Raw genomic sequence first — 24,198 nt, forward strand, 5'->3', positions numbered from 1 at the left:
AGGAAGCCCGCTGGCGGCTTTGTTATGGAGCCGATACCGGCCGACGCCGTCGAATTCTACTGAGAGAGCGAGTGATTCGTGCCGCCGGCGGTCGCGCTGTCGGTCTCCGCCTCGCCCGAGTCGTCGCGGGAATCGCGCTCGGCGAGGAACTCGCGATAGTACTCGGCGACGGGGCCGACCCACGCGCCGCGGTCGAGCGCCCGTTCGATGATGCGGCGGTAGAGCCGGCGGTAGCCGGGGAACTCGTCTTCGTTGAAGTACCGAGGGTGCCACAGCACCGTCATCACGGCGTCGTTCGCCTCGGCCTCGTCTAGGAGGCGCTCGCACTCGGCCCACGCCTCGTCGAACGCCGACCCGGGGTCGGGAAGCGACACCTCCATCAGCGTCAGCGGGAAGACGACAAAGTCGTCGTCGAAGGGTCTGAACGGCCGGTAGCCGTGTTGGAACCCGTTTTCCGAACTCGACCCGGGGCTGGCGTCGTACTTTAAGCCGAGTTCGCGGTGGTAGCGCCACGTGTTCGGCCCGAGTTTGAGGTGGTGCTGGCGGCCGCCGACGATTTCGTGGCCGAGCACCGCTTCGAGTTCGCGCTTTTCGGTTCGGAGGCGGTCGAAGTCGTCGCACGACCGGAACGAGCCGTGGATGCCGACCTCCCAGCCGCCCCCGTCGAGGTCGCGGACGGCGTCGGCTATCGACGCCGAATCGAGGTCGTACCGGCCGAGGTGTTCAACCCAGTTCTTCGGTTCGAGCCAGTCCGAAAGCGACCCCGTTTCGAGGAGGCTCGGCTCGTTGAGGAAGTAGAACGACGAGCGGACGCCGAGGTCGCGTTCGAGCGCCATGATATCCTCGAACTGCCAGTAGGGGTTCTCCCGCCGGAGGAGCGTCCGGAGGTGGTAGCTGGGGTTCGACTTCGCCGCATAGTACAGCCCCTGATACGTCTTGTACGGGCGGTCCACGTCGTGGGTCAGACAGACCGCGAAGCCGGGGCCGGATTCGCTCGGCTCCGTGCGGGTTACGCGGAGGTCATCTCGCGCATCCGAGTCTCCCTTCTTCTCACGCATTCTCGTACTCCGAGAGCGCGGCGACGATTCGCTCGGCGGCGCTCCCGTCACCGTACAGCGAGGGTTTTTCGGGAAGCGGGTCGTCATCGGTCAGCGCCGCCCGAATCGCGGTCGCGTCCGCGCCGACGAGGACGTTCCAGCCAGCGTCGACGGTTTCGGTCCACTCGGTTTCGTCGCGGAGCGTGAGACATCGGGCGTCGAGGTAGAACGCTTCCTTCTGGACGCCGCCGGAGTCGGTGGCGACGCGCTCCGCGCCGTCGAGCAGGCGGACGAAGTCGAGGTAGCCGACCGGCTCCACAAGGATGACGTTCTCGGCGTCGGCGAGCCGCGACCAGAGGCCGCTGGCTTCGAGCGCACCCTCGGTCCGCGGGTGGACCGGGAACACGACCGGGAGTTCCGACGACACGAGCCCGTCCACGATGCCTTCGAGGCGGTCGCGGTCGTCGGTGTTGGCGGCGCGGTGGACCGTCGCGAGGACGTACTCCCCGTCTCGGAGGTCGAGGTCGGCGAGTATCGACGACCGCTCGCGGGCGGTCTCGCGGACCCGGAGGACGGCGTCGTACTGCACGTCGCCGGTGACGGAGACGCCGTCGCGGATGCCCTCGGCCGCCAGCGTCTCGGCGGCCGATTCGGAGGGCGCGAACAGCAGGTCCGAGCAGTGGTCCGTCAGCACGCGGTTGACCTCCTCGGGCATCTCCCAGTTGTAGCTCCGCAGGCCGGCCTCGACGTGCGCCAGCGCGGGCTCGCGCTTTGCTGTCACGAGTGCCGCCGCGAGCGTCGAGTTGGTGTCGCCGTAGACGAGCACCACGTCGGGCTCCTCGTCGGCGATGACGGCGTCCAGACGGGTCATCATCTCGGCGGTCTGGGCGGCGTGGCCGCCCGAGCCGACTCCGAGGTTGTAGTCTGGCTCTGGGATGTCGAGCTCGTCGAAGAACACGCCCGACATCGACTCGTCGTAGTGCTGGCCGGTGTGGACGAGCACCTCGTCGTGGTCGCGTCTGAGCGCGTCGGAGACGGGGAACGCCTTGATGAACTGCGGGCGCGCGCCGACGACCGAGAGCACTTTGAGGCGGTTCATCGGCTCGCACCTCCGTGCGGCGCGTCGGTCCCCACTGCGACTTCGGCCTCGGCCTCGGAGTCGGTCTCTGACGACTCGCCCCGCGGTCCGCCGCCGATTTCGTACACGCGGTGGCCGATGTCGCCGAGGGTGCCGCGGCCGTCGACGACGACGAGGTCGTCGAAGGCGGTCCAGTCGATGCCGTCGAACTCCTCGTGCGGCGTGACGACCACGGCCGCGTCGATAGCGCGGGTTGGCAGGTCGGCGAGCGAGACGGGGGTCGCGCCGAAGGACGCGACGACCTCGTCGGAGAGCATCGGATCGACCGCGAGGACGGTCGCGCCGAGTTCGTTCAGTCGGTCGATGACGCCCGCAGCGGGCGTCGCGCGGGTCTCGGCGACGCCGGGGCGGTAGGTGACGCCGAGGACGGCGACGGTCGAACCTTCGATGTCGCGTCCCGCCGCGGCCAGCTCGTCGCGGAGCTTGTCGGCGGTGAACGCCGGCATGCTGTCGTTGACCTCGCGGGCGGTCAGGAACAGCGGCGTCTCGGCCTCGACTCGGCTCGTGATGAAGTACGGGTACCACGGGATGCAGTGGCCGCCGACGCCCGGGCCGGGCGCGTGGATGTCGCAGTACGGCTGGGTGTTGGCCGCGTCGATGGCCTCGGTCACGTCGATGCCGAGGTCGTCGCGGAGCCGCGCGAGTTCGTTGGCGAGCGCGATGTTCACGTCGCGGTAGACGCCCTCGAACAGCTTCACGGCCTCCGCGGTCGTCGCGTCGCGCACGGGAATCACCTCGTTCGAGGTGAGCTCGCCGTAGACGAGCGCCGCGACGCGGGTGCTCTCGGCGTCGACGCCGCCGACGATTTTCGGGTGCGACTCGGTGATGTCGCGGAGCGCCCGGCCCGACGAGGTCCGCTCGGGGCAGAACGCCACCCCGAACTCGCCGGCTGAGAGACCGCTTCGCTCCGCGAGGTACGGGACGACGAGGTCTTTGCTCGTCCCCGGCGGGACGGTACACTCGACGACGACGAGGTCGCCGGGCGCGAGGCCCTGTGCGATGCTGTCGAGGACGGCCTCGAACGCCGCGAGGTCGGGTTCGCGGTCGTCGGTCAGCGGGGTCGGAACGATGATGACGTGAATCGCGGCTCCTTCAGCCGCGGCGACGCCGTCGGTGGTCGCCCGGAGCGCGCCGCGTTCGGCCTGCTCGGCGACTAACTCGGGGAGTCCCGGTTCCTTCGCCACGTGGCACTCGCCGTCGTTGACGCCGCGGACCACGTCCTCGCTGATGTCGACGCCGGTGACGTTACCCGTCGCGCGGGCGTAGACGGCCGCCAGCGGGAGGCCCATCTTGCCGAGGCCGTACACCGCGACGGGAACCTCGCCGGCGCGCAGGGCCCGCGTCTGTTCGTCGGGCGAACGGTCGGAGCCGTACAGTCCGGGGTGCTCGCGGCTCATTGCCGGCCCTCCGGGGTCTCTGTCGTCTCCGCGGCCGCCGCGGCCCCGACGCTCCGAATCGCCGATTCGGCATCGGTCTCGATGCGCCGGGCGAGTTCGATGGCGCGCAGGCCGTCGGCCGGGGTGACGAGGACCGGGCCGCCGTCGGTCGCGGCGTCCACGAACGCCTGTAGCTCGCGCTTCAGCGGCTCGCCGGTGTTTATCATCGGCTGTTCCATGACCACCTCGTGGCGGTAGCGGACGCCCCCGTTGTCCCGGAGGTAGTCCGGCCGCGACTGGCGGAAAATCTGGACCGACTGGTTCAGGTAGTCGACCCGGATGAGCCGGTCGCGCGCGGTGATGTCGAGCGTTCGCGTCTTCTGCTGGGTAAGCCGACTCGCGGTGAGCGAGGCGATGACGCCGTTCTCGAAGGTCAGCTGCGCCGTCGCGTACTGCTCGTCGGGCGTGGCGGTCGCGGCCACGCGGTCGACCTCGGCGTCGACCAGCGAGAGCACCACGTCGATGTCGTGAATCATGAGGTCCATGACGACGCCGTCGCCCATCTCGCGATTCAGTGGCGGGCCGAGCCGGTTCGCGGTGATGGCGATGGGTTCGACGCCGTCGAGGAGGTCGGGGAGGGCTCGGACGGCCGGATTGAACCGCTCGATGTGGCCGACCTGCAGCACGACGCCGCGGTCCTCGGCGAGCGCGGCTAACTCCGCGCCCGCGTCGAGGTCGTCGACGAAGGGTTTCTCAACGAGCGCGTGGACGCCGGCGTCGATGCACTGCCGGGCGACCGATTCGTGATAGGGCGTCGGCACCGCGACCGTCACCACGTCGACATGTTCGAGAAGTTCATCGATTCCGTACGCGTCGGTGCCGAAGTCGGCGGCGACCTCGGCGGCTCGCTCTGCGTCCGCGTCGGCGACGCCGACCAGTTCGACGCCGCGAAGCTCCGCGTAGACCCGCGCGTGGTTGGTTCCCATCGACCCGACGCCGATGACGCCCGCGCGGACCGGGCGCTCTCGGCCGCCGTCGGCGCGGAGTCCGTCGGGTTCTCGGCTCACCTCGCCACCTCCACGTAGTTGGCGACCGCAGTCCCGATGCGTTCCACGTCGGCCTCGCTGAGTCCGGGGTGGACCGGCAGCGAGAGCACCCGTGCCGCGGCTTCCTCCGCGACGGGGGCCGACACCGCGAGGTGTTCGTACGCGGGTTGCTTGTGGACGGGCTTCGGGTAGTAGACGCCCGTGGCGATGCCCTTCGCGTCGAGGTACGACTTGAGAGCGTCGCGCTCGACGCCGTCGCAGGCGACGGTGTACTGGTGGAAGACGTGAGTCCGGTCCGGCGGCGTGTGGGGCGTCGTGACCGGCGAGTCTTCGAGGTACTCCGTGAGCGCGGCGGCGTTCGCCTGTCGCGCGCGGGTGAACTCGGGGAGGCGTTCGAGCTGGACCCGGCCGATGGCCGCGGCGATGCTCGTCATGCGGAAGTTGTGGCCGACCTCGGCGTGTTCGTAGCCGGAGACGCGGCCGTGGTCCACGAACCGGGCGGCGCGCTCGGCGACGTCCGCGTGGTTGGTGGTAATCATGCCGCCCTCGCTCGTGGTCATGTTCTTCGTCGGGTAGAACGAGAAGCACGCGGCGTCGCCGAAGGAGCCGACGCGCCGTCCCTCGACTTCCGCGCCGTGGGCCTGCGCGGCGTCTTCGACGAGCAGGAAGTCGTACTCGTCGGCGAGTTCCGTGAGTCGCGTCATGTCGGCCGGGAGACCGTAGAGATGGACCGCGATGACCGCGTCCACCTGCTCGCCGGCCCTGAGTCGCGCTTCGAGCGCGTCGGGGTCGATGTTGTACGTCCGCGGGTCGATGTCGACGAATCCCACCTCGGCCCCCGTGAATGCGACGGCGTTGGCCGTCGCGATGAACGTGAAGGGCGTCGTCAGGACGCGGTCGCCGGGGCCGACGCCGAGCGCGTGGAGCGCGGCGTGGAGCGCCGTCGTTCCGTTGGAGGTGGCGACGCCGTGGTCGGCCCCGCAGTAGTCGGCGAACTCCCGCTCGAAGCCCCGGACCTCGGGGCCGTCGGCTATCATGCCGCTTTCGAGGACGGCCGCGATCCGGTTCCGTTCGGCCGCGCCGAGTTGGGGCGCAGCGATGGAGATGTGGTCTGAACTCATCGTCGTATCCTGTTTTCTCCCCGCAGTTGCTCCGGCAGTTCGCGGTGGACGGCGGGGACGCCCACGGCGAGGGTTCGCGGCGGCACGTCGTTCACGACGAGCGCGCCGGCGGCGACGAACGCGCCCTCGCCGACGGTCACGCCGGGGAGAAGCGTCGCGTTCGCGCCGATTGAGGCGTGGTTCTCGATTGTCGGGCCGACCAGTTCCGCGTCGGTGCGGACCGGGTAGGGGTCGTTCGTCATCACCACGCCCGGTCCGACGAACACGTCGTCGCCGATGCGGGTGTTGGTGGGGATGTAGACGTTCGTCTGGATGCTCACGCGCGACCCGATGGTCGTAGTACCGTCGACGACCGTCTCGGTCCCGAGGAGGACCTGGTCGCCGATGGTCGTGTGCTCGCGGACGAGGACGTTGTGGCCGGTGACGAAGTCGTCGCCGATGGTCACGTCGTCGTAGACGATGGTGCCGGCGCGGATTCGCGCCCGGTCGCCGATGATCGGGTCGTTACCGTCGCCGTAGCCGATGGTGACGCCGTCGTCGACGTGGGATTCGACGCCCACCTCGGCGCTCATCGTCGTCCACCTCGCGTCGGTCGCGCTCCATCGACTGTCTGTGTCGACTCGGCGGTCGGCCGAATCGACTGGAAAATCTGGAATTTCATATCATGTCGGCGGGGAGTCTGCCTGCCTTAGCGAAATTCAGTCTCGGTGAGGGCTTTGTTATGGAGTGATTGCCACCCGAAATCCGGTCGCAGTCACTTCGTAACGCTGCGGCGGATTCCGGTCACGGAGCGCTTGAGAAGCGCCACGCCGGGCGCGCCGTCGCCCAGCCAGAGCCAGACGGCGCTCCCGAGCAACGCGAGTTCGAACGCGACAAGCACCCACGCCTCGGGTCGGCCGAGGAAGACGACGAAGCGGCGCAGGTAGAACCACGTCTGGGCGAAGAAGCCGCCCATCGACGACTCGCTGCCGTGGGACAGCGGCCAGAGGAACGCCCGAATCACGTCGTAGTTCCCGAAGAAAAAGCCGTTGTACAGCAGGTCCGCGGGGATGTGCGAGAGGTAGCCGAGGGCGAAGGCGACGCCGACCGTCGCCGCTCCGTAGCGCCGCGCGACGACCACGACGAGTATCGAGACCGGCACCGAGACGAGAATCGAGTGCGCCACCGAGATACCGCTCGGGAGGATGCCGAACGACCACGCCAGCGGCTTGTCGACGAGGTCGGGGAACTGCGTTCCGAACAGCACCGCCAGCGCGGCCCAGCCGTCGAGCTTCCGGTCGGTCGCCCGCGCCCACAGTGAGACGATGATGTAGCCGACAGCGGCGTGCTCCCACGGGAACATCAGCGGTCGCTCCCGGTCGGTCGGTTCGTCGTCGTTGCGGTCGGTCGAGCCGCCGTTACGTGTCGGCAATTCGTCGTTCCGGTCGAGTGACGCCGCGTCGTCGGGTCCGTGTTGGCGGTTCGTCGTCGCGGGATGAGAGTGGGGATAGGCGTCTGAGACATCTGATTTGTGGGGCGCATCGGGGGTCGGCTTGGAGGACGTTCCGTTCACCTCGAGTGCGGACTGCGTCCGTCCGCATCGATGCGAACGATTTGAGGCGAAACGGCGCGCGAGCGCCCGGTCAGGGAACCCGAGTGCACGTCCGGGTTTTGTTATGGCGACTGTAACTTCCTCGTGGCGGTTTTCGCGGCCGGAAGTCGGCGTGGATTCGAGCGGCGGCGGCGGGTAGACGCCGTATAACTACTCCCGCGGGGCGCGTGGAACTGCCAGAGAGTATGCGATACCTGTTCTTCACCAACACGCCCGCGCACGTTCACCTCTACAAGTACGCCGTCAGAGAGCTTCAGGCGATGGGTCACGACGTGCTCGTCCTCGGCCGCGACTACGGCTGTACCAAGGACCTGCTTGAGTACTACGACCTTCCGCACGAGATTTACGGCTCCTGCGGGACGACGAAGTACTCGCTTTTCAAGTCGCTCCCGTTCCACTACGTCAACATCTTCCGGGCCGTGCGGCGGTTCAAGCCCGACCTCATCTTCGGGATGGGCGGCTACGCGGCCCACGCCGGGGCCGTCTCGCGGACGCCCGTGGTCCTCCTGCTCGACTCCGAGCCGACCTCGCTGGACCACGTCGTCTCCCGGCCGTTCGCCAAGGCGATTCTGACGCCCCACACCTTCGGGAAGGACCTCGCGGACAACCACTACCAGTTCCGCGGGTTCAAAGAGACGGCCTACCTCCATCCCGACGTGTACGAGCCTTCGGTGGACATCCGAGCCGAACTCGGTCTCGCCCCCGACGAGAAGTTCGTCGTCGTCCGGTTCAACGCGTTCGGCTCGCACCACGACGTGGGCCACGGCGGGTTCACCCCCGAGCGCCGCCGCGAACTCATCGAAATGCTGGGCGAGCGCGCGACCGTCTTCGTCCTCGACGAGAGCGAGGAGCGCCGCGACGGCGACCTCGACACCCGGCCGTTCGACTTCCATCCCGCGCTCGTCCACGACGTGCTCGCCGAAGCGAGCCTGCTCGTCGCCGACACCCAGACCATGGTCACCGAGGCGGCGCTGCTCGGGACGCCCGCCATCCGGTCGAACTCCTTCGTCGGCGACGACGACATGGGCAACTTCGTCGAACTCGAACGGCAGGGGCTCATCTCCAACCTCAAGTCGTTCGACGACGTGATGGCCCGCGCCGAGGAACTCCTCGCCGACGACGGCGCGAAGGCCCGCTGGGCCGAAAAGCGCGACGCGTTCCTCGCGGACAAGGTCAACCTCACCGACGTCATCGTCCAGGTGGCGCTGAACTACGGCTCCGTCGAGACGGTCGACTCGCTGACGAGGCATACGGTCCCGGCGTAATCGGCGTCGCGCCATCGCCGACCCCACGCCGGCGGCGTCCGCCGCAATCGAAGCCCAGCCCGGTGCGTCTGCCCGCTCCCGGAGACGGTCAATCGACCCATAACTAACCGCCGAACCGCCCAATTTTCTCGCATCGACCGGCGCGCGCTCCGCCCGCCTCGATCGCGTCCCGTGACGCGGACCCGCGATTCCTCGACCAGACCCGCAGAATCAACCAGAACCAACCCCATGAAGCCCAAGCAAACACTCCTCATCGTCGGCCCGAAAGGCACCGGCGGCATCGACCGCTACATCACCGAACAGCGTCGCTACCTCGAAGACCGGATGGACGTGCGCGTCTACACGCGCTACACCGCGCCGAAGGGTGAGGGGCTCGAACTCGCCGCACGAATGCTCCTCTCGTCGCTCATTGCCGTCGTTCTCTTCCCCTTCCAGCGACGCCCGGACATCGTCCACGTCCACTCGTCGCACACCTACTCGTTCTACCGCGCGGCGTTCTTCGCCCTGTTTTCGAAGTACGTCTGGCGCGTCCCCGTCGTCCTCCACATCCACGGCTCGTCGTTCGACGACTTCCTCGCCACCGACTCGCGGGTCGTCCGCCGACTCCAGTCGCTCGTCTTCGACGCCGTCGACGACGTGGTCGTCCTCTCGGAGTACTGGCGCGGCCTCGTCTCCAGACTCGCCGGCGAGGAGAAAGTCCACGTCATGGCCAACGCCGTCGAACCCGCGGAGTACGACCCGACGTACCCGACCGACCCCGTCCACCTCGTCTTCGTCTCGAACCTCATCGAGCGCAAGGGTATCCGCGAGTTCCTCGACGCCGTCGAGATACTCGAATCCACGCCCGGCCTCGACTTCGAGGTGAGCATCGGCGGCCGCGGCCCCCACGCCGACCGCGCCGAGGCGGTCGCCGCCGCCTACGACAACGTCTCGTACCTCGGCTTCCTCTCCGAGGAAGACAAGCGCGACCTCATCAGCCGCGGCACCGTGTTCGTCCTCCCGACCTACGCGGAGGGGCTTCCCATCGCCATGCTCGAAGGCATGGCCGGCGGCAACGCCATCGTGACCACGCCCGTCGGGAGCATCCCCGAGGTCATCACCGACGACCGCGGGATTCTCGTCGCGCCCGGCGACGCCGAGGAGCTGGCGCGGGCGCTCGCGCGACTCGTCTCCAACCCCGAGGAGGCCGTTCGCATGGGCCGGACGAACCGGGCGGTCATCGAGGAGCGCTACTCGTGGCAGTCGAACGCGGACGAGCTGGTGGCGATGTACGCCGACGCGGCGTAGCGTCGGGGCCAGTCTTTCTTTTCTCCGAAGCCCCCGCGGAGACGGCGCTCTTCTCGATGTTCGTTTTGGCGGCCGTCAACGGAGTCAGGTTTTTAATGTTAACTCATCTACAGTTACTGGATGGACGACACTGCACTCGACTCGTTGGTGCGGGACGACGTCGGTGGTCGGGCGCTCGCGAGCGTCCTCGCGCACGCAGAGCGCGGCGATGGAACTGTCACGTACGACGCTGTGAGCGATGCCGTCGACGCTGAGACGTGGGGTCGGCTGCTCAGGACTGGCGTGCTCGTGCCCGCCGACGACGTGTTCGTCGTCGACGACCCGCCAGCCGTTCGGGACGCACTCGCCGACGCGGGTATCGAGGTCGGCGCCGCGACCACTCAGCCCGCTCCGACGACTGACGAATCGGTGTGGAGACCGGTCGACAAACTCGCCGGAGCGGGCGCAATCACCCTCGTGGCCGGCTATCAGGTGCCAGCCATCAAAGCGGCGATTGTCGGTCCGATGGACCTCGTCCTCGGGCCGCTCGCCGGGGTGCTTCCGTTCCCGCTGCTCGTCGTCGTTCTCGCGACGGCGGTTGCGCTCGTCTCGACGGGCTTCCGTCGCCGGTTCCTCGACGAGGACGGAATGGACGCACAGAGAGAGCAGATGCAACGGATTCGAGAAAAACTCAGTACCGCGAAGCAGCGCGGGGACGATGCCGCCGTGGAACGTCTCACCGAGCGTCAGCAGGAGCTGATGCGAGATCAACTCGGGACGATGAAAAACAACCTCCGGCCGATCGTGTGGTCGATGCTCATCACGGTGCCCGTCTTCCTCTGGCTGTCGTGGTTCGTGATGAACCCCGCAGGAGCCATCGTCACGGCCGCACCGGTGATTCCGATAGCCGACCGCATCATCTGGAGCGCGCGGTTAGTCGGACCGATGCAAGTTTGGATGGTGTGGTACTTCGTGAGTTCACTCGCCTCCAACCTGTTAGTCAAGCGAACAGCTCGCCGGCTGTTCGACCAGAACACCGCCCAGACCCCCGCGTGAGGAACGCGGTCGGTGGTCTCCAGCACGCGTCGCGTCGTCCGCCTCCTGTCGTTCTGACGCGCTCCGTGTAACCGATAGTCCGACCGAAAAAAGAAAGCGTGCAAAGCGTGCTGAGTGGCTCGTCCGGCCTCAGTCGGCCGGTTGCGGCGCGTCTTCGGCTTCCGTCGCGCTCGCGGCACCCTCAGCGACGCCGCGGCCTTCGCGGTCGATGTACTTGCGGACCCAGAGTTCGCCGGTGATGATGCCGGAGATGGCGCTCATGTGCTCGGCCTCGCCCGTGAGCTCCTCGCGCTGGAGGCGACGAATCTCGTCGGCGTCGAAGTACGGGCGCTCGCAGGCGGAGTCGAGCAGGTCGTCGATGCGCTCGCGGAGCGCGCGGTTCGTCCGGTACCAGTCGCCGATGGTCGAGCGGCCGCCGTAGGTGTGCACGTCGCCGACGAGGCGCTCGCGGATGCGGTCGACGGAGGTGCCGACGACGAAGCCGGCGGCGTGTTGCCACATCGGGCGCGCCGGCGGGACCTTCGTCCGCTCGTAGGGGATGTCCGCGAGTCGGCTGTCGAGGCGGCGGACCAGTTCGACCTTCGGGTAGGCCGTCCCCGCGGGAATCTTCCCGTTGGTGAACGGAACCGAGCCGACGCGGTGCGAGAGGGGCATCTGGGTCACGGCCCGGAGGAACTCGGTGTCGCTGAAGGGGACCCGCGTGCCGGCCTGGCTCTCGGCGATGGGGTTGCTGGCGAAGTCGCACCGCGGGAAGTAGTTGCGGTAGTAGCAGTCCATCGCGGTGCTGTAGAGGTCCGGCTGGTCGCTCTTGCGCACCTCCTCGCGGTAGGTCGTCATCGGGTCGAATTCCGTCCGCAGGAGCCGCCGGGCATCGTCCACGTCGATGCGGTGCTTCGCGCGGTAGAGCGCCGCTTCGGGGGATTTACTTCCCTCGACGGCGGCCCGACCGATGCCGTCGCCCATCATCCCGCCCTGCCCGCAGCCCTCGATGAGCACGTCGGGCATGTCCTCGATGTTGAACACGTTCGCGAGGTTGACGAACGTCGAGAGGCCGACCATCCCGCTGGTCAGCTGGACCGATTTGTCGAGCGAGTCGACGAGCGCGTCCGATTCGACCGGGACGCGCCTGTTTTCGAGGCCGAGCACCTTGGAGACCTTCGCGGCGAGTTCGAGGTTACTCCCGTTCGCGGGGTTCGAGTCGTAGGTGTAGGTTGTGAGGTCGTGGTAGCGGCTGAGTTCGCCCGCCATCGAGCGACTGTCGAGGCCGCCGGAGAGCCACAAGCCGATATCGCCGTCTATCGTGTCGGCCATGTCGGCGATGACGTCCTGATAGGCCTCGGTGAGGTCGTCGAGGTAGGAGTCGTCGGCGCTCTGTTCGAACGTGTGGTGCCAGTACGACTCGATTTCGGGGCTCGCGCCGGCCCGGTAGTCGAGGACGGACCCCGAGGGGAGGAACTTCACGCCCTGCACGAGCGTCTTATCGCCCCAGACGTGCCCGATCATGAGCAGGTCGCTGATGGCGCGCTCGTCGACCTGCGGGTCGTCGAGGAGGGTCGTCAGCGCGCCGACCTCGGTCCCGAAGGCGAACGGCTCGCCCGCGACGTAGAAGCACTGTCGCGTCCCGAGTTTGTCGCTGGCGAGCACGACGCGTTCGTCGTCGCCGTCGACGCCGACGACGAGGAACGAGCCGTCGAGTTCGGGGAGGAGCGCGTGCGGGTCCTCGAACAGTCGGGCGAACAGCCCGTCGGCGTCGAGGTCGAGTTCGTCGAGGTTCGTCACCGCGCCGTATATCGCTCCCACGCGCGAGCCGTCCTCCCAGACGGTACAGCCCTTGGGGTCTCTCGCGCCGTGGTGGAGGACCGAGACACCGAAGCGGCCGGTCGACCGCGTCGCCGACTCGTACCAGTCTTCGTGGTGGAGTTCGGCCGCGCAGGCGTCGAGCGTCGCCGCGTCGAGGACGCCGCCGACGAAGCCGGTCATCGAAGACCCTCGCGTCCGGTTCGCTCGGCGGTCTGTGGCGTGACTACTGTGAGTAACATCGTTGCCCGATATCCGCGTGCGTCGGGTTTTGTTATCACGCGCCTATACGGCCGTGCGGCGGCGTCGAGCGTCGTCGAACCGACCGGAACCGAGGTTCGAACGGGTCTCTGCCTCGGATGGCCCCTCGACGCCCGACGCTTCGGTTGCTGACTCCCGAGACGCGGGGAAGAACGTCCATACCGTCCGCCGACACCGATTACATTCTCAATAACAAACTACGCTACTCGCCTTCTCTCACGGGATGAAGCAACGCGATTCGCGGCTCACGAGAACACTCCTCCTCGTCGGATTTCTCGCGCTAGCCGTCGGTATTCTCGTCGCTCGCGCGTCGCCGGCGCGCGCGTACGAGGTTTCAATCTACCAGTCGACTCCGGTGGTCTTCTGGGTCGGCGTGGCGGTGGCGGTACTGACCTCGTTGGTCGTGGTCGTTCGCGCCCCGAACAGTCGGTTCGCAGCCGGTGGCGTGGGTCTGGCGGCCCTCGCGATAGCCGCGGTCTCAGCCCTTCCGCTCGTCCGGGAGTACTACTTCTACGGGTTCAACGACTCGTTGACGCACCTCGGCTGGGCGAAGTCGCTCGCCTCGGAGACGCTGACGCCGCTCGAAATCGTCTACCCGAGCGGCCACATCTCCGCTGGGATATTCAGCGCCGCCCTCGGCGTCGAAATCACCACCGCGATGATGCTCGTGGTGTTTTTCGTCTCGGTCGTCTACCTCGTGTTCGTCCCGCTTCTCGTCTCGCTCATCGTCCCCGACCGTCGGGCGGTCCTCATCGCCGTGTTCTCGGCGCTGTTGTTCCTACCGGTGAACCTCAACGGGTTCAAGCTCATGTTCTTCCCGTACTCGCTGGCGTCGTTCCTCGGACTGGTGCTTCTGTACCTCTTCTTCAAGCACCAGTTCTCCGGCACCGACGCCGTCGAGAGCCGGTGGCGCGGTCACATCACGCCCGTCTCCGTCCTGTTCGCCATCGGGACGGTCGCGCTGGTGTCGTACCACCTGCAGGTCGCCGTCAACTACCTCGTGTTGTTCGTCGTCGCCGCGGGTATCCAACTCGTCCAGCGCTGGCGGACCCCGGACGCCGTCGCCGAACAGCGACCGGTGTACGGCCTGACCATCGTCTTCGCCGCGGCCTTCGTCTACTGGCTGACGCAGTACACCGTCGGCTTCTCGACGGGCGGTCTGTTCGTCGAGGGGTTGCTCGGGATTCTCTCGGGGAGTTCCGAGGCCGGAACGGCTATCTCCCAGCGCACCGGTTCCGTCACCGCCGTCGGCGGCGGCATCTTCGATGTGTTCGTGAAGCTGTTCCTCGTGAACGCGGTGTACGCCCTGATTACCTTCGGCGTCTTCCTCGGCGTCCTGTTCGGGCGGTTCCCGCAGCTGTCGGGTCAGGGACGGACCATCCTGCGGACGCTGACGTTCAGCCTCGTCGTGTTGGTGCCGTACTTCTTCGCGCACCTCCTCGGCGTCATCTCGGAGACGAACTTCTTCTTCCGCCACGTCGGCTTCGCGATGATTATCGCGACCGTCGTCGGGAGCGTCGGGCTGTTCTACGCGTTCGAGTGGCTCGCGGGGACGAGCTACTGGTCGAAGTACGGGCGGGCGGTCAAGGCCGGCACGCCCGTCGCGACGGCGCTCGTCATCGGGCTCACGCTCATGGTGATGTTCCCGTCGCCGTACATCTATCTCCCCTCGAACCACGTCCCCGCCCAGCAGATGGGGGCGTACGACACCGCGTTCGAGATGTCCGACGAGGACATTCGATACGTGGGTATCCGCGGGAACCCCGACCGCTTCGCCGAGGCGCTCCCCGAGCGAACCACGCCGGCGCTCGGCTTCACGACGCCCGACGAGGCGCTCACCGACCTGCCGAGCTACTACGACGGCCCGCGGTATCTGATGGTCTCGAAGACCGATTACGACCGCGAGGTGGTCGCGTACCGCGAACTCCGGTACTCCGCGGCGAATCTCACAGCCGTCCAGAACCAGCCCAACGTGAACCGCGTCATGTCGAACGGTGCGGCCGACCTCTACTACGTGTCCGGGTAGGGGTGTAGGGACGCGGGGTCCGATTTTCACGCCGATGCTAGAACCGCTACCGCCGGTGCCGCCGCTGTTCTCTTCCGACCGGCGGCCTGTGGGCCGATGGTCCCTGCCCCGCCGCACGGGTTCGGACACCACGGCGCTCGGCAGGTCGCTCTGCCTCGTCAAACAGCGCCTAATCCGCGCGACTACGGGAACCGCGGCCCCGCGGAATCCAGTAGCGAGTCAATAATTAATCGCCTCCTGAGCCGATGTGTATCCGAGTGTTACCGTTCGTGAATACGCCGGGTCTCCGCCGAAGCGACGACCCGCGAGGTGCGTTCGATGAGAGATAAGATTCGCTCGGTCGTCCGGACGATTCGCCGCCGGTTCGTTCCCGGCGACGACGACAGCGACCTCGCAGAGCGGACGGTGAAAAGCGGGATGTGGGTGTCGGCGATGAACGTCCTCGACCGGGTGCTGAAGGTCGTCATGTTCATCGTCCTCGCGCGGTTGCTCGGCCCCGAGGCTATCGGGCTGATGGGTATCGCGCTTCTCACGATCTCGGCGCTTCTGAGCCTGACGAACCTCGGTATCGACGCCGCGCTCATCCAGCGCGTCGACGACGACGTGGACGAGTACCTGAACACGACGTTCACGCTCGAACTCCTCCGCGGCCTGCTGATGAGTTCGGTTCTCTACTTCGCGGCCCCGTCGCTCGCCTCGCTGTTCGGCGAGCCCGCCGCGCGGGACCTCATCCGCGCCATCGCGCTGGTCCCGATTTTCCTCGCGCTGCGGAACCCCGCGATGGTCTACTTCAAGAAGGACCTCGCGTTCCACAAGGAGTTCGCCTACCGGGTCAGCGGGACGACGGCCTACGTCGTCGTCGCGCTCGGCTACGCCGCGGTCAGCCCGACGGTCTGGGCGCTCATCTTCGGCTACCTCGCCGACGCAAGCGTCCGCTCGGTCGTGACCTACTTCCTGCACCCGTACCGCCCGCGCCCCGCGCTGAACCGGGCGTATGCAGCCGAACTCATCGGATACGGGAAGTGGGTCACGGGGTCGTCCATCGTCGAGTTCCTCTACGGACAGGGCGACGACGCGGTCGTTGGCTGGCTCCTGACGGCGACCTCGCTCGGTTACTACCAACTCGCCTACCGCATCTCCAACGCGCCGGCGACCGAAATCGCCGTCGTCGTCTCCAGCGTGATGTTCTCGACCTACTCGAAGCTCCAGGAGGACCAACGCGCCCTCCGCGAGGCGTTCTTCAGCACCTTCCGGCTCACGGCGTTCGTCGCCTTGCCCATGTCGGTCGGCATCTACCTCGTCGCGCCCGCCTTCGTCGGCGCGTTCCTCGGCGAAGACTGGCTCCCGATGGTGCTCGCCATGCAGATTCTCGTCGCCTACGGGCTCTTTCGGACGCTCTTCGCGACGTTCAACCCCGTCTGGCGCGCCGTCGGCCGCCCCGATGTCCAGACCAAACTCGGCTTCCTCAGGGTCGCCCTGCTCGCGATAGCCATCGTCCCCGCGACGAGCGCCTACGGCATCGAAGGGACCGCCCTCGCGGTCACGGGTATCCTCGCGTTCCCGATGGTCCCGCTCTACGCGCGCGAAATGAAACGAACGCTCGGCACGACTTACCGCCGGTTCCTCCGAGAGCTCTCGTACCCCGTCGCTGCCAGCGGCGCGATGGCGCTGGCGGTCCTCGCGGCGCAGAACCGCGTCGGGTCGCCGCTCGTCGAGTTCGCGGTCCTCGTCGCTATCGGCGTCGTCGCCTACGCCGTCAGCGCCGCGTCGCTCATGACGCTCTTCGACTGGCGGGTCAAACAGAACCTCCGGGAACTCGTCTCCGTGATGTCCAAGTGAGGTCGGCGTTCGGCCGACTCGACGGGCCCGCTGAGTGGTCGATTCGACTGACTCTCATTGCTAGCTGAACCTTCGACGTGAATCAAACCTATCAAAACACCGTCAGAAAATGTGGGTGTGGTGAAACGAACGCCCTCGCAAGGTTCGGTGGGAGCGTAATTACCAGTTCATAGATTGATTATCTGGCGAGCAGAGACGTTTCACGGACTGATTTTGATTCGACACCGCATGTCGATTTGGCTCGTATAGTATCGATTAAGTGGTCGTTTTCGACCGCCAATATGGCGACATATACATATTTAGTTGATATTTTCTTGAGAGAATATAAGGTGTGTCTCTGGAATGCAACTGGTAACTAACTGGCCTCCATCCGAAGCAAACCCGCATGTAATCGTAGCTAACTAGATTATACCTCGCAATAATGATTATCACCTTAACGAGGGCTTTCCTCGGGTATGGCACGACTAACCGATGGAGATGACGACGAATCTGCGGCGGATTCAGACTCCATCCTCGAATCGCAACTCAACAGGCGGAACTACCTCAAACTCGGTGCGATGGCCGCATCGACTGCCCTCTCTGCCGGCGTCGCGTCGGCTGCGTCTGGACCAGAGGAGCGCTTCGGTATCCAATGGGACCGCGTCGTCAACGCGGTGGACGACCTTGGAATGGACCCCAACGGAAACGAACCGATAGACAACCAACTCGATTCCGCGTACGAAAGCGGGACGCTCATCGAATTCCCTCCGGGTGAGTATCTCGCCACCGAGACGCAGTACTGGAACGACGACGTCTCCCGCTTCGGGATGGTCGGCACCGGCAGCTCCCACAAGGACGTGCAGTTCGTCTTCCCGTCGGGCAACAACGGTGAGAAGTACCGGTTCCTCGAAATCACGAGCGGGGACCACCACGTCCTGAAGAACTTCTCCATCCAGCAGACCGACGACGACACTACCACGGCGGACATCTGGATGATAAACGACGACGGCGGCCTCATCGAGGACGTCGAGTGGCTCGGCCGCACCCCCACCGACAACAACGCTCGCCGCCAGCTCCTCGCGTACGACTGTTCCTCCGTCGACGGCGTCAACGTCGCCCGCCGCGTCTACATGCGTGAGGGTGCCGAGCTTCCGGGCTACCCCGACGGCGTCGCGGGTATCCGTGTACAGGGCGGTTCAGTCGGCGAGATTCGCCTCGTCGACTGCCACATCGAACAGCGCGGGTCGTCGTCGTTCCGCGCGACCCACACCCGTGGCGTCCTCCGCGTCGAGGGCGGCCTGTTCAAGAACAACGACAACACCAACATGCGCATCTCCGCGGGCGACCACCCCTCCAAGACCTCGTGGATCAAGGGCGCGACAGTCATCATGGACGCGGACAACCTCAACGAGCACGCCCGCGACGGCGACAGCCTCGACAGTCCCGAGGGCCTCCGCATCGACTCTACCGGCAACGGCTATGCCGGCGTCCTCATCGAGGACTGTGACTTCATCTTCAAGTCCTGTCCCACCTCGCGCGGCATCGTCTCGTCGCCGACGTGGGCCGGCCACGGCGGCTTCACCCTGCGCAACTGCCGCATCCAGAACGACACGTCGGTCCAGACGATTCACGCCGACTCCGTCGACACCGACACCGCGGACAAGCCGTGGGGCGTGAACCTCGAAAACGTCTCCATCACGGGCAGCACGCGGTCTCAGCCCGCCGGCGCGGCGGTCTGCATCGACAACGACCGCAACGGTTCGACCGTTCAGAACAGCTGTATCCACTTCCCGAACGGCGACGTGGACGGCGTCCTCGTCAACGATGCCACGAACTGTGAGATTCTGGACTCGAACATCAACGTCTCCGGGCAGGCGACGGTGTTCAGCGGGGCCGACGTGGACACGAGCAACATCACGAGCAGCGACTCCTGTCCGCTCCCGAGCGCCGACGGGAGCACTAGTGACGACTCGTCGACCACGGACGACTCGACAGATTCGACGACCGACGATTCGACGACGGATTCCACGACCGAACCCCTCCCGAACGAGATTCGCCTCGTCGGCACGGGCACGACGACCCAGTACGAGTTCACCGTGACGGACTCGCTGCAGGCGTCGGGCGACACCATCGAGGAATGGGACGACATCTCCGGCGGCACCGCGACCGGCTGGATTACGACCGAAGGCGTCGAGGACACCTACACGTTCTCCGGCGACATCGACTCGTTCTCGTTCCTCGAAGGCGAGTGTGAGATTTACGTCAACGGCGAGCAGGTAACCGAGAGTACAGTCACTGACGCCACGACGGACACCTCGACGGACGATTCCACGACGGACTCGACGGACGATTCCACGACGGATTCGACGAGCGACCTCTCGCACGAACTTCGCCTCGTCGGCACGGGTACCCAGACCCAGTACGAGTTCACCGTCAGCGACGCGCTCGAAGCCTCAGGCGACACTATCGAGTCGTGGGACACCATCGACGGCACCTCCGCCAGCGGCTGGATTACGACCGAGGGCGTCGAGGACACGTTCAACTTCGCGGGAAGCGTCACCTCCTTCGGCTTCGTCGAAGGCGAGGCCGAGATTTACGTCGACGGCGAGCAGGTGACAGAGAGCACGGTCACGGACGCGACGACGGACGACTCGACCGATTCGAGCACGGACGACTCGACGACCGACGACTCCACCGACAGCCAGAACGAACTGCGCCTCGTCGGCACCGGCGTCGAGACGCAGTACGAAGTCAGCGTCAGCGGCACGCTCGAAGCCTCGGGCGACACCATCGAAGAGTGGGACGACGTGTCCGAAAGCTCCGCGACGGGTTGGGTCACCACCGAGGGGGCCGAAGACACGTACAGCTTCACGGGCACGATTACGTCGCTGTCGTTCCTCCAGGGCGAGGCCGAGGTCTACGTCAACGGCACGCGGGTCGACCCTGCCGTGTTCTCCCTGCCGAACACCCTCGTCGTCGAGGGCGACGGCACGGAGACGACGTACGACTTCATGGTCTCGGGCGAAATCCTGAACGATCCGCTCGTCGGGCCGACCGAGAGCGACGACAGCGTCACCAACGGCAAGGTGAAAGGCTCCGTTACGGACAACGTCGACGCCTTCCGGTTCTCGGGTGACATCACGAAGATGAACCTGACCGGCGACGCGGCGCTGACCTTCGAAGACAACGACGGCTGAGACCGGGACGACGGAACAGCAGAACAGTAGACGGCGCGCCGCGCGCCCGCCCGCCGCGGTGACGCCGCAGACGACAGAGGCACCCACGTTCGCATTTCGACTCGGCTTTTTCGTTTTCCACCCGACAGCCGAGCGGCGGCCACGTTCAGGACGGATCGACGGCCGCGCGGGCGCGAGTTACGCCGCGTCGTCGCCGGCGTCAGCGCCGCCGGTCGGTTCATCGGTCACGGTGAGCCAGACGTACGCCGAGCGGTACGCCGTGTCGGTGCTCGGCTCCGCCGGCGCGTCGCCCTCGTACAGGAAGTAGGTGAGCCGGAGGTCTTCGCCGGTCAGCGCCGGGGCGAACGTGTGGCGGGTCCGCCACGTCTCGCCGTCCGCGACGGTCTCCGTCCGCGACCCGAGCACCTGTCGCTCGACGACCGTCGTCTCGCCGTTCGTCCGCTCGACGCGCTGGAGTTCGGCCACGAGCGTGTATCTCGTCGCCTCCCCCTCGGCGTTCGCGACGGAGACGAACAGTTCGGTCTGCTCACCCACCGTCAGTTCCTCGGGGTAGTCGGCGGCGACGAACTCGCCGCCGGCGTCCTGCGTGAGAAGCGACAGGCTCGAATACGACTCGCCCGTCCCCGGTGCGACGAGCGCGTAGCTCAGGCTCGCGACGGCCAAGAGGATGGCGAACGCGAGCGCGACGTTCAGGAGCGAATCGACCCGCGAAGACTGGTCGAACGACCGGACCACGTCGGCGTACCAGCGCCGAATCGGGACGTGGAAGCGCTCTCCCTCGGGGAGCCGACGCCGCCGTGCCTCGCCGACGGCGAGGCCGACGACGATGATCGCCGACAGCGCGAGGAGGACGGGCGCGGCGTTCAGTCCGACGCCAGCCCAGAGGAGCGCCAGTCCGACGACCGGCAAGAGCGCGACGCTCATCCCGAAAGCGAGCGCAAATCGCTCCGTGAGGCTGAGGTCCGGCTGCCACTCGAACCGGCCGAACGACGGTCCCTCGGCCGGGTTGCCCGACGACCCGGCGGGAAACAGTGCGAGCAGCAGCGCGTAACCGGGAAGAAACAGGAGAATCGGGAGTCCGACGAGGGCCTGTACGGTCGGAACGACATCGAGGACCGCGACGAGGCTACTCGAAACGACGACGAGCAGCGCGAAGGGCACGTCTAGAGAGAGCTCACCGAGTGCCCGATTTAATCGTTCTTTGCTGTGTGATGTAGACCCCATTACCGGCTAGATGACGCGACTAGGCTGTTGTTATTGAGCGCCTTACCCCACGGCTTTCGGCGGTACGAGGTGACTAACTCCCTCCTCCTGCTATCTCGCGGCCGTCAGCGACTCTGTCGGGCTCTTTTTCGTTTCTCTCGTCGCTCTCGTCGGCACCGTCGACGCGGGACGACGGCTGTGCCCCGTTCGACGCGCCCCCCCGCTCGAACGACGTGGACGGCTCCGCCGCGACTCGCAACCGTTTGTTCTCGCGGCTGTCGAGGACCATCGCGCCGCCGAGTGACCCGAGGCCGACGAGGACTCCGGTGAGAGACTGCCGACCCGGTCGGTCCTTCGACGCGACCCCGCCGACCAGTCGGAGCACGCCGGCGAGGACGCTCACGACGCCGAGCGCGTAGAGGACCGCCACCGGGTGAACGCCGCCGTCGAGGTACCGAACGCGGAGCCGCCAGAGGAAGTCCCTGAGCAGGAGGAACGACAGCCCGGGGATGAACGTCGAGTACCTGATGCCGCTTTCTTCGTCGCCGTAACGCGCGCGCATCGGCACGGTCGCGACGCGCTTTTCCGCAACGTTCAGGTTCACGAGCAGGTCGTTCAGGAAGCCGTACTGGTCGTACAGCCGGTCGAAATCCAGCTCCGAGAGCGCCTCCGCCGAGATGGCCGTGTAGCCGTTCTGCGGGTCGCGGATGTGCCAGTAGCCGCTGGCGATGCGCGTTAGCCCGGACAACAGGAGATTGCCGAACAGCCGCCACGGCGGCATTCCCCGGCGGGTGTCGCGCGCGGCGAGTCGGTCGCCGACGGCGTAGTCGGCGTCTCCGTCGACGACGGGGTCGATGATGGCGGGCATGATGTCCGGGTCCATCTGTCCGTCGCCGTCCATCACGACGACGATGTCCATCCCGTCGGCGAGAGCGCGTTCGTAGCCGGTCTTGACGGCCGCGCCGCGCCCGCGGTTGACTGGGTGTCGAATCGGGACGACGCGTCCGTCGAGCGACGCGCCACCGTCGGCCGCGGCGACGACCGGTTCGGCCGCTCGCTCGTTCGCGCGCGCCGCGTGCCGCCGAATCTCCTCCCACGTCCCGTCGGTCGAGCGGTCGTCGACAACATACGCGCGGTCGACGAACGCGGGGAGGGTGTCGACGACGCCGCCGACGAACCGCGCCTCGTTGTACGCGGGTACGACGACGCCGACGGCGTTACCGCGGTACATCGCCCCTCGCGTGCGACCCCTGTGTTGAACGCGGCGCGTCGACCGGTCCGCCGTCGTCGGGCGTGTCGCCCCGCGGCGGCGAATCGAATTGGAGAGTGCGTAGGAACATCGATACTTCGACCCGGTGATTGGGCCGTTCGGGTCTTTGTTAGTCGTCAGCAACACGTATGCAAAGCCGAATTTCAGCCGTTTAGGACGGTTAGAACGGCTGTCTAACGTTCACGAAACCGCGACTAATCGAATCCGTATCACGTTCATCGAGACTGTCTTGAAAAACAGCATGTCGCCGTACTCGGTCCGGCGTGCCGGGCGAATCGCCGCGTCAGATGGAGTTTCGGATCGAGTCCCAGTAGCTCGACGCGGTGACCACGTCCAGCCCGAGTTCGTCGACGTAGTCCATCGTCTCGGCGAACGCCGCCGGGCTGACGGAGCGCCCCTTCCCCGTCACGTCGTGGTACATGAGCACCGCGAGCTGGTTGTACTGGGCGGCGAAGTCGAGCGCCTTCTTCGCCTTCTGCACGTCGTCGCCGTCGGTCCGGCCGACGATTTGCGGGTCTGATATCGCACCGGTCGGCCCCCCGACGGTCACGAACCCGAGGTAGTGGTAGTCGCTCGCGGCATCGAGCGCCGACTCGTTGTACCGGCCGTACGGCCAGATGATGAAGTCGGCCCCGCGTTCGAACCCGTTTTCGACGAGCCACGCCTTCGACTCCCTGATGCTCGCGCGCTGGTCGGCCGGCGAGAGGACGCGGAACGAGTCCGACTGCTGGGGGTGGCTCACCATGTCCCAGCCGGATTCGACCATCTCGTCCATCCCCGACCGTGGGATGCGGTGGCTCGACCCGACGGTCCACGGGATGACGCCGACGACGCCGGGGAAGCCGTGAGACTCCAGTATCGGATACGCCGTGTCGTACTGGCTCCGGGTGTTGTCGTCGAACGTTATCATCACCGACCCCGCGCCGGCCCGCGGTTTGGCCCGGAGCGAGTCGACGTAGAAGCGCGCCGTCGTGCCGCCGCCGGTGTACAGCTGGATGCTTATCTCGGTGACGTTCGTCAGGTCCGGCGACCCCGTGACGCGCTGCGGTCCGAGGTCGAGGCGCTGCCAGCCGGCCTTCCAGATGTGCCGACCGAGAAGCAGCGTGTTGTCGTAGTCGGGCGCGGCGAGGCGAACCGTGATGCCCTCGGTGTCGGGCGTTTCGAGGTTGACTGCCAGCGAGAGGTCCGCCTCGGAGAGGTCGATACCGTCCTCGAACGTCCGGTAAATCCATACCCGCTCGTCGTCCGGCGCCGCTTCGAGGCGGAGCGACTGCGACCCGGAGTAGACGACCTCCTCCTCGACGGCGTACCGTCCCGCGAACGTCCCCCAGAGGCGCTCGTCCTCGAAGTCGTCGACGAGCCATCCGACGTCTCTGAACCGCTCTCGGCTGTTGAACGCGACCGCCAGCGGGTCGCCCCCCGCGTCGACGCTCGGGTCGTCGTACCTGAACCGCGGAGTCGGGACCGGTGGCTCGCTCGTCGCGGTCGCCTCGGGAGTTCCGGCCGATTCACCGCCCCTCGCGACGCAGCCGCTGAGCATGGCGGCGCTCAGTCCGAGATACGAACGCCGTGACAGATTCATGCAGACAACTGTCGCCACGAGTGGATAGTAATGCGACTCGTAATTTCCGTAGGCACGGACTGACGGCGTCGGGAACCACGAATGTCTCCGATTTTGACTCGTCGTTTCGAACAGTCTCTCACCCAATTTCGCCGCCGCCGACCCGCCT

At 66.6% G+C, this 24,198-nt stretch carries 17 protein-coding genes; 6 read left to right on the plus strand and 11 right to left on the minus strand.

What is annotated here, in order from left to right; all coding sequences use genetic code 11:
* Positions 1 to 56: 56 nt before the first annotated feature.
* From AM590_RS04600 to AM590_RS04630, 7 genes are all read right to left on the minus strand, one after another.
* Positions 57 to 1,058 (minus strand): polysaccharide deacetylase family protein, encoded by a 1,002-nt coding sequence (locus AM590_RS04600; protein WP_058826444.1) that lies wholly within the window; start codon positions 1,056 to 1,058, stop codon positions 57 to 59.
* Positions 1,051 to 2,136, minus strand: coding sequence for a non-hydrolyzing UDP-N-acetylglucosamine 2-epimerase (gene wecB, locus AM590_RS04605; RefSeq protein WP_058826445.1), 1,086 nt, complete (start codon positions 2,134 to 2,136; stop codon positions 1,051 to 1,053). Before wecB ends, AM590_RS04600 begins: the two co-directional genes overlap by 8 nt.
* Positions 2,133 to 3,572, minus strand: coding sequence for a nucleotide sugar dehydrogenase (locus tag AM590_RS04610; RefSeq protein WP_058826446.1), 1,440 nt, complete (start codon positions 3,570 to 3,572; stop codon positions 2,133 to 2,135). The genes wecB and AM590_RS04610 overlap by 4 nt, the downstream gene beginning before the upstream one ends.
* Positions 3,569 to 4,618 (minus strand): Gfo/Idh/MocA family protein, encoded by a 1,050-nt coding sequence (locus AM590_RS04615; protein WP_058826447.1) that lies wholly within the window; start codon positions 4,616 to 4,618, stop codon positions 3,569 to 3,571. Before AM590_RS04615 ends, AM590_RS04610 begins: the two co-directional genes overlap by 4 nt.
* Positions 4,615 to 5,718 (minus strand): DegT/DnrJ/EryC1/StrS aminotransferase family protein, encoded by a 1,104-nt coding sequence (locus AM590_RS04620; RefSeq protein WP_058826448.1) that lies wholly within the window; start codon positions 5,716 to 5,718, stop codon positions 4,615 to 4,617. The genes AM590_RS04615 and AM590_RS04620 overlap by 4 nt, the downstream gene beginning before the upstream one ends.
* A complete protein-coding gene (locus tag AM590_RS04625; RefSeq protein ID WP_042663890.1) occupies positions 5,715 to 6,290 on the minus strand; it encodes an acyltransferase in 576 nt (191 codons plus the stop codon). Before AM590_RS04625 ends, AM590_RS04620 begins: the two co-directional genes overlap by 4 nt.
* A gap of 182 nt (positions 6,291 to 6,472) precedes the next feature.
* The gene (locus AM590_RS04630; RefSeq protein ID WP_042663900.1) at positions 6,473 to 7,060 is read right to left on the minus strand and encodes a metal-dependent hydrolase; all 588 of its coding nucleotides are present in this window, start codon (positions 7,058 to 7,060) and stop codon (positions 6,473 to 6,475) included.
* A gap of 434 nt (positions 7,061 to 7,494) precedes the next feature.
* Here AM590_RS04630 and AM590_RS04635 point away from each other — a divergent pair, with 434 nt between their 5' ends.
* The 3 genes from AM590_RS04635 (at position 7,495) to AM590_RS04645 (ending at position 10,896) form a co-directional block, all read left to right on the plus strand.
* A complete protein-coding gene (locus AM590_RS04635) occupies positions 7,495 to 8,574 on the plus strand; it encodes a DUF354 domain-containing protein (RefSeq protein ID WP_058826449.1) in 1,080 nt (359 codons plus the stop codon).
* Positions 8,575 to 8,802: 228 nt separating this feature from the next.
* Complete coding sequence (locus tag AM590_RS04640; protein ID WP_058826450.1) at positions 8,803 to 9,861, plus strand: glycosyltransferase family 4 protein; 1,059 nt, start codon at positions 8,803 to 8,805, stop codon at positions 9,859 to 9,861.
* A gap of 120 nt (positions 9,862 to 9,981) precedes the next feature.
* Positions 9,982 to 10,896, plus strand: coding sequence for a DUF106 domain-containing protein (locus tag AM590_RS04645; RefSeq protein ID WP_058826451.1), 915 nt, complete (start codon positions 9,982 to 9,984; stop codon positions 10,894 to 10,896).
* Positions 10,897 to 11,025: 129 nt separating this feature from the next.
* On the opposite strand, the gene AM590_RS04650 is transcribed toward AM590_RS04645, so the two are convergent.
* Entirely contained in the window at positions 11,026 to 12,876 is a 1,851-nt protein-coding gene (locus AM590_RS04650; protein ID WP_058826452.1) for an asparagine synthase-related protein, read from the minus strand.
* Between the two features lie 301 nt (positions 12,877 to 13,177).
* Here AM590_RS04650 and AM590_RS04655 point away from each other — a divergent pair, with 301 nt between their 5' ends.
* The 3 genes from AM590_RS04655 (at position 13,178) to AM590_RS04665 (ending at position 19,995) form a co-directional block, all read left to right on the plus strand.
* Positions 13,178 to 14,980, plus strand: a complete 1,803-nt coding sequence (locus tag AM590_RS04655) for a hypothetical protein (protein WP_058826453.1) — start codon at positions 13,178 to 13,180, stop codon at positions 14,978 to 14,980.
* 318 nt (positions 14,981 to 15,298) lie between these two features.
* On the plus strand, positions 15,299 to 16,819 hold the full coding sequence (locus tag AM590_RS04660; RefSeq protein ID WP_058826454.1) for a lipopolysaccharide biosynthesis protein: 1,521 nt from the start codon (positions 15,299 to 15,301) through the stop codon (positions 16,817 to 16,819).
* Between the two features lie 455 nt (positions 16,820 to 17,274).
* Complete coding sequence (locus AM590_RS04665; protein WP_058826455.1) at positions 17,275 to 19,995, plus strand: hypothetical protein; 2,721 nt, start codon at positions 17,275 to 17,277, stop codon at positions 19,993 to 19,995.
* A 177-nt stretch (positions 19,996 to 20,172) separates the two neighbouring features.
* Here AM590_RS04665 and AM590_RS04670 read toward each other — a convergent pair whose 3' ends face one another.
* The 3 genes from AM590_RS04670 to AM590_RS04680 all read right to left on the minus strand — a co-directional run bounded on the left by AM590_RS04670 (position 20,173) and on the right by AM590_RS04680 (position 24,008).
* Positions 20,173 to 21,156, minus strand: coding sequence for a DUF1616 domain-containing protein (locus tag AM590_RS04670; protein WP_058826456.1), 984 nt, complete (start codon positions 21,154 to 21,156; stop codon positions 20,173 to 20,175).
* A gap of 136 nt (positions 21,157 to 21,292) precedes the next feature.
* Positions 21,293 to 22,429 carry a glycosyltransferase family 2 protein gene (locus tag AM590_RS04675; RefSeq protein WP_058826457.1) on the minus strand — a complete coding sequence of 379 codons (1,137 nt, stop codon included), beginning with the start codon at positions 22,427 to 22,429 and terminating at the stop codon, positions 21,293 to 21,295.
* A gap of 322 nt (positions 22,430 to 22,751) precedes the next feature.
* A complete protein-coding gene (locus AM590_RS04680) occupies positions 22,752 to 24,008 on the minus strand; it encodes a polysaccharide deacetylase family protein (protein ID WP_058826525.1) in 1,257 nt (418 codons plus the stop codon).
* Positions 24,009 to 24,198 lie beyond the last annotated feature (190 nt).

The sequence above is a fragment of the Haloferax sp. Q22 genome (assembly GCF_001482285.1).
In the GTDB taxonomy this organism is placed as follows: domain Archaea; phylum Halobacteriota; class Halobacteria; order Halobacteriales; family Haloferacaceae; genus Haloferax.

Coding starts and splice junctions, on each gene's coding strand:
- AM590_RS04600 (WP_058826444.1), bottom strand. CDS start 1,058: ATGCGTGAGAAGAAGGGAGACTCGGATGCGCGAGATGACCTCCGCGTA.
- wecB (WP_058826445.1), bottom strand. CDS start 2,136: ATGAACCGCCTCAAAGTGCTCTCGGTCGTCGGCGCGCGCCCGCAGTTC.
- AM590_RS04610 (WP_058826446.1), bottom strand. CDS start 3,572: ATGAGCCGCGAGCACCCCGGACTGTACGGCTCCGACCGTTCGCCCGAC.
- AM590_RS04620 (WP_058826448.1), bottom strand. CDS start 5,718: ATGAGTTCAGACCACATCTCCATCGCTGCGCCCCAACTCGGCGCGGCC.
- AM590_RS04625 (WP_042663890.1), bottom strand. CDS start 6,290: ATGAGCGCCGAGGTGGGCGTCGAATCCCACGTCGACGACGGCGTCACC.
- AM590_RS04630 (WP_042663900.1), bottom strand. CDS start 7,060: ATGTTCCCGTGGGAGCACGCCGCTGTCGGCTACATCATCGTCTCACTG.
- AM590_RS04635 (WP_058826449.1), top strand. CDS start 7,495: ATGCGATACCTGTTCTTCACCAACACGCCCGCGCACGTTCACCTCTAC.
- AM590_RS04640 (WP_058826450.1), top strand. CDS start 8,803: ATGAAGCCCAAGCAAACACTCCTCATCGTCGGCCCGAAAGGCACCGGC.
- AM590_RS04645 (WP_058826451.1), top strand. CDS start 9,982: ATGGACGACACTGCACTCGACTCGTTGGTGCGGGACGACGTCGGTGGT.
- AM590_RS04650 (WP_058826452.1), bottom strand. CDS start 12,876: ATGACCGGCTTCGTCGGCGGCGTCCTCGACGCGGCGACGCTCGACGCC.
- AM590_RS04655 (WP_058826453.1), top strand. CDS start 13,178: ATGAAGCAACGCGATTCGCGGCTCACGAGAACACTCCTCCTCGTCGGA.
- AM590_RS04660 (WP_058826454.1), top strand. CDS start 15,299: ATGAGAGATAAGATTCGCTCGGTCGTCCGGACGATTCGCCGCCGGTTC.
- AM590_RS04665 (WP_058826455.1), top strand. CDS start 17,275: ATGGCACGACTAACCGATGGAGATGACGACGAATCTGCGGCGGATTCA.
- AM590_RS04675 (WP_058826457.1), bottom strand. CDS start 22,429: ATGTACCGCGGTAACGCCGTCGGCGTCGTCGTACCCGCGTACAACGAG.
- AM590_RS04680 (WP_058826525.1), bottom strand. CDS start 24,008: ATGCTCAGCGGCTGCGTCGCGAGGGGCGGTGAATCGGCCGGAACTCCC.